This window comes from Flavihumibacter sp. CACIAM 22H1, from assembly GCF_001601815.1.
In the GTDB taxonomy this organism is placed as follows: Bacteria; Bacteroidota; Bacteroidia; order Chitinophagales; family Chitinophagaceae; genus Flavihumibacter.
Genome location: NZ_LUKG01000026.1, coordinates 5,001 through 9,066, shown reverse-complemented (window position 1 = coordinate 9,066; position 4,066 = coordinate 5,001). Strand labels below are relative to the sequence as shown.

Genomic DNA, 4,066 nt, shown 5'->3' with positions numbered 1-4,066 from the left:
ATACCAGCAGGCACAGGCTGGCGTATCCAGTGCACTGGGTAGATTACTGGCAGTGGTTGAAAACTACCCCGACCTGAAGGCCAACCAGAATTTCAGGGATCTGCAGGCGCAACTGGAAGGAACCGAAAACAGGATCAAAGTATCCCGGAATGATTTCAACGCCGCTGTACAGGAATACAATAGTTCTGTACGCCGCTTTCCTAATAATATTTTCGCAGGTATGTTTGGATTCGCCGTTAAAGAAGGATTCAAAGCTGATCCTGGTTCAGAGAATGCTCCTAAAGTTCAATTTTAATAAAGGCTGATGGCATTTTTTTTCCTGAAACGCAAAGCCCGTTTTTTTACGCACGAAGAAGCTGCCAGGGTGCTGGACGCCATTCGGACAGCGGAAAAAATGACCAGTGGAGAAATCAGGGTATTTGTTGAAAGCCGCTGTAAATATGTAAATCCCATGGATCGGGCTGCAGAATTATTCTGGAGCCTGCAGATGGATCATACAGAGGAACGCAATGCCGTATTGGTTTATATCGCATCCCTGGATCACCAGGTAGCTATCTGGGCAGATGATGGTATTCATGCGGTAGCTGGCCCCGATTTCTGGACTGCCGAAATAGGGCTGGTGATCAATCATTTTCGTAATAATGCGTATGCGGAAGGACTGGTCTACGCCATAAAAGATATCGGTGAACTGTTGAGCCGGCATTTTCCTTACAAACCTACTACGGATAAAAATGAATTGCCTGATGACATCATTTTTGGTCATTAAGCACGAATTGAATTATGAATAAATTATTAGCCTGGGTAATCCTGCTCTTTGTTTCGCTGTCTTTGGCAGCGCAGGACAGGGTGCTGCCTAAGCCCAATCCGCCCCGCTTGGTGAATGATGCGGCGCAATTACTTACGCCCGACCAGGTTGCCGCCCTAGAGGCAAAACTGGTTGCCTATGATGATACTACTTCCAACCAGATCGCTGTCATCCTGGTAAAGACCCTCAATGGACTGGAGCCGAATGAATATGCTACGGAACTGGGGCGGAAATGGGGTATCGGCGGAAAAGAGTTCAATAATGGGGTGGTGGTACTGGTGTCCACCGGGAACGATGGGCAGGAGCAACGTAAGGTGTATATTTCTCCTGGTTATGGATTAGAAGGCGCAATTCCGGATATTATTGCCAAAAGAATTGTGGATCGGGAAATGATCCCGAATCTCAAAACCGGTAATTATTACCGGGCGCTGGATGAAGCAACCGATGCTCTTATCAAAGCTGCCGCAGGTGAATACAAAGCACCGGCGGGCTATCGCGATCGGGGTAAAGGAGGCACGGGTATTCCGATCGGTCTTATTATTTTTATTGTAATTATGATCGTACTCTTTAGTTCGAGGGGAGGCGGTGGCCGCGGAGGTGGAGGTATGCTGAGCCGTCGTGGTTACAGGGGCTGGAACAGTGGTCCTCCTGTAATTTTCCCTGGCGGATTCGGCGGAGGAAGTGGTGGTGGATTCGGTGGCGGCGGCGGCGGCGGCGGTTTTGGCGGATTCGGTGGTGGCGGATTTGGCGGAGGCGGTGCCGGAGGAAACTGGTAATAAAAAAAGCCTCGAAGCTGTTAATAGATAAAAGAATTGGGTGCCGGAATTCCGGCACCCAATTCTTTTATTCAGGTTTTTTTGACCTGGTGATAGACAAGGTTAAAAGCCCTTTTTCTGCCCTGCTCTCGCCTCCTTTATGTACTCCACTACTTCATTTGCTTCGGTACCGTTGTTTTTCTGCCAGGCCTGTTGTATGCCTTGCAGGATCATGTTATTGATAAAGGGATCTATTTGGGTCCGATACTGGGCAGGAATTCCCTCTCTGAATTTTACAATATGGTCAACCCCTGTTTTTGCCTGCGCTGCATCCTTGGTGGTAGCCAGGAGGCGGGCAAAGGGTTCCAGCAATTCCAGTTTTTCCTGTGAGAGGGGCATACGTCCAAAGGCAGCATTGATGGGTGCCACCGCTTCCGGAATATTGTTTTTTGCCGCAATATTGGTAAGCGCCGGAATAAGACTGCCTTTAATAGGCTGGGCCAGCATTTTTTTAGCAGCTTCTACAGCAGACGCATTGTCGCGGTCTATTAATGCAGACAGGGAAGCACCTGCTACGGAATAGGAAGAATCCGCTACTCCCTTTTTGAAAATTGGCGTATAGCTATCACTTTTATAAGCGCTTAATAGGGAAATTGCTTTTGCTCTTACCGGGGCTTTCGGGTCTTTTTCGGCCATTTCCGCCAGTCGTTTTTCTGCAGCAGTTTTAAGCGCCGCTTTTTTGAGGTCGATTGATTGAAGGGCGAGGTTTCTTAAGCCATGATAGGGATCTTTTAATGCCTCCAGTAAAATAGATTGTGCCAGGGGCTGGTCCTGGTCTTCTTTTGCAAATTCAATAGCTTCCCGTCTATCGAGGTAATTTCCGGCATGTTTATATTGATAGGCATATTGCTCCAGGGTTTTATCGTCTTTCTTTTCAGCAAGCAATATTTTATCGCCATCTACATTGATGAGGTCGGGGCGTTTTTTATAGCTGAACTGGAAGCTGTCCGTTTTATTGGAGGCCATTACCTGGTAGCGGGTTTTTTTTCCGGCTTCGTATACGTCAATTGCCATTGGTAACTGGAATAGTTTGTCGCCTTCCTGCACTTGTTTGATATACACGGTTGCTTTACCCGCAGCATCGTTATAGTTGTAGGTGATTTCGAGCTTTGGATGTCCGCTGCCGAAATACCATTGGTTAAAAAACCAGTTCAGGTCTTTGCCGCTGATTTCTTCAAAAGCCAGGCGTAGCTGGTGTGCTTCCGCGGCTTTGAAGCGGTTGTCTGACAGGTATTTGTTGAGTGATTTAAAAAAGGCGCTGTCTCCCAGGTAATTGCGTAACATGTGCAGAATTCTTCCGCCTTTCTGGTAGCTTACAGCATCAAACATGTCTTCTTTGTCGTGGTAATGAAAACGTGCCAGATCTTTGGTGGCATTGTCCGGATTGGCCAGGTAACCTTCCATGGCGCTGTAAGAAGCAGCGGCACCTGCATCCTTACCGTATTTGTATTCATTCCAGAGCGTTTCGCTGTAGTCCGCAAAAGATTCGTTGAGGGTAAGATTGCTCCAGCTTTCTGCTGTAACATAATCACCAAACCAATGGTGAAATAATTCATGCGCGATGACATCTTCCCAGCGGTTTCCATCAATAAGTTCACGGGCATCCTGCTGCGCACTTTCCTGGTGCAGCGTAGCCGTGGTATTTTCCATAGCTCCGCTAACATAATCGCGTCCTACGATCTGAGCATATTTTACCCAGGGATATTCTATGCCGGTGATTTTTCCAAAAAAAGCCATCATTTCAGGGGTGTTCCCGAAGATTTTTTTGGCAACCGGGGCAAATTCTTTCTCTACATAGTAGCTTACTTCTTTTCCTTTGTATGCATCTTTAACAATGGCATAGTCGCCTACACCCATAAAAAACAGGTAGGGGGCATGGGGCTGGTCCATTTTCCAATGATCGGTACGGGTGCCATCGGCATTTTTTTTCTGTGTTACCAGTTTACCATTGCTGAGCGTAACATATTTATCAGGAACAGTCATGGAAATTTCCTGGGTTGTTTTTTGACCAGGCCGGTCGATGGTGGGGCACCATACGGAAGTAGCTTCTGTTTCACCCTGTGTCCAGATCTGGGTTGGTTTGTCTTTTTCTTCTCCTTTAGGATTAATAAAATACAATCCTTTTGCATCCGTTATGGCGGCACTACCCTGTACTTTTAATTCGTTGGGTTTAGCAGTATACTCAATATAAACCGTATATTTTTCCTGGTTGGTATAGGATTTATTGAGTTGAATCCGTAAAGCCATTCCATCGTACTGGTATTTAAGGGGGCTATTGGTTTTGCCGGCAGAAAGCGCTACGGTTTTGATATCCATTCCTTTGGCATCCAGTGTCAGTGAGTCGGTCGGATAAAAATGCGGTTGCAGGGTAATCCAGGCTTTACCGTTCAGGTATGATTTGCTGTAATCAAATTGAACATCGAGCCGGGTATGTACCAGGTTATTG

4 protein-coding genes (1 of these 4 running past the window's edge) are annotated in these 4,066 nt (G+C 46.8%); 3 read left to right on the top strand and 1 reads right to left on the bottom strand.

Features of this window, described 5'->3' with window-relative positions; genetic code table 11:
* From A1D16_RS09270 to A1D16_RS09260, 3 genes are all read left to right on the top strand, one after another.
* On the top strand, nt 1-295 hold a 295-nt coding region (locus A1D16_RS09270), incomplete at its 5' end, for a LemA family protein (RefSeq protein ID WP_290709078.1).
* Nucleotides 296-304: 9 nt separating this feature from the next.
* Nucleotides 305-766, top strand: a complete 462-nt coding sequence (locus tag A1D16_RS09265; protein WP_290709077.1) for a TPM domain-containing protein — start codon at nt 305-307, stop codon at nt 764-766.
* 14 nt (nt 767-780) lie between these two features.
* On the top strand, nt 781-1,581 hold the full coding sequence (locus tag A1D16_RS09260) for a YgcG family protein (protein ID WP_290709076.1): 801 nt from the start codon (nt 781-783) through the stop codon (nt 1,579-1,581).
* A gap of 102 nt (nt 1,582-1,683) precedes the next feature.
* Here A1D16_RS09260 and A1D16_RS09255 read toward each other — a convergent pair whose 3' ends face one another.
* Nucleotides 1,684-4,066: the 3' portion of a M1 family aminopeptidase gene (locus A1D16_RS09255; RefSeq protein ID WP_290709075.1), read on the bottom strand. Its footprint extends 119 nt past the window's final position; the window shows 2,383 of its 2,502 coding nt (coding positions 120-2,502); the start codon falls outside the window, past its right edge; it ends in the stop codon at nt 1,684-1,686.

Coding starts and splice junctions, on each gene's coding strand:
- A1D16_RS09265 (WP_290709077.1), top strand. CDS start 305: ATGGCATTTTTTTTCCTGAAACGCAAAGCCCGTTTTTTTACGCACGAA.
- A1D16_RS09260 (WP_290709076.1), top strand. CDS start 781: ATGAATAAATTATTAGCCTGGGTAATCCTGCTCTTTGTTTCGCTGTCT.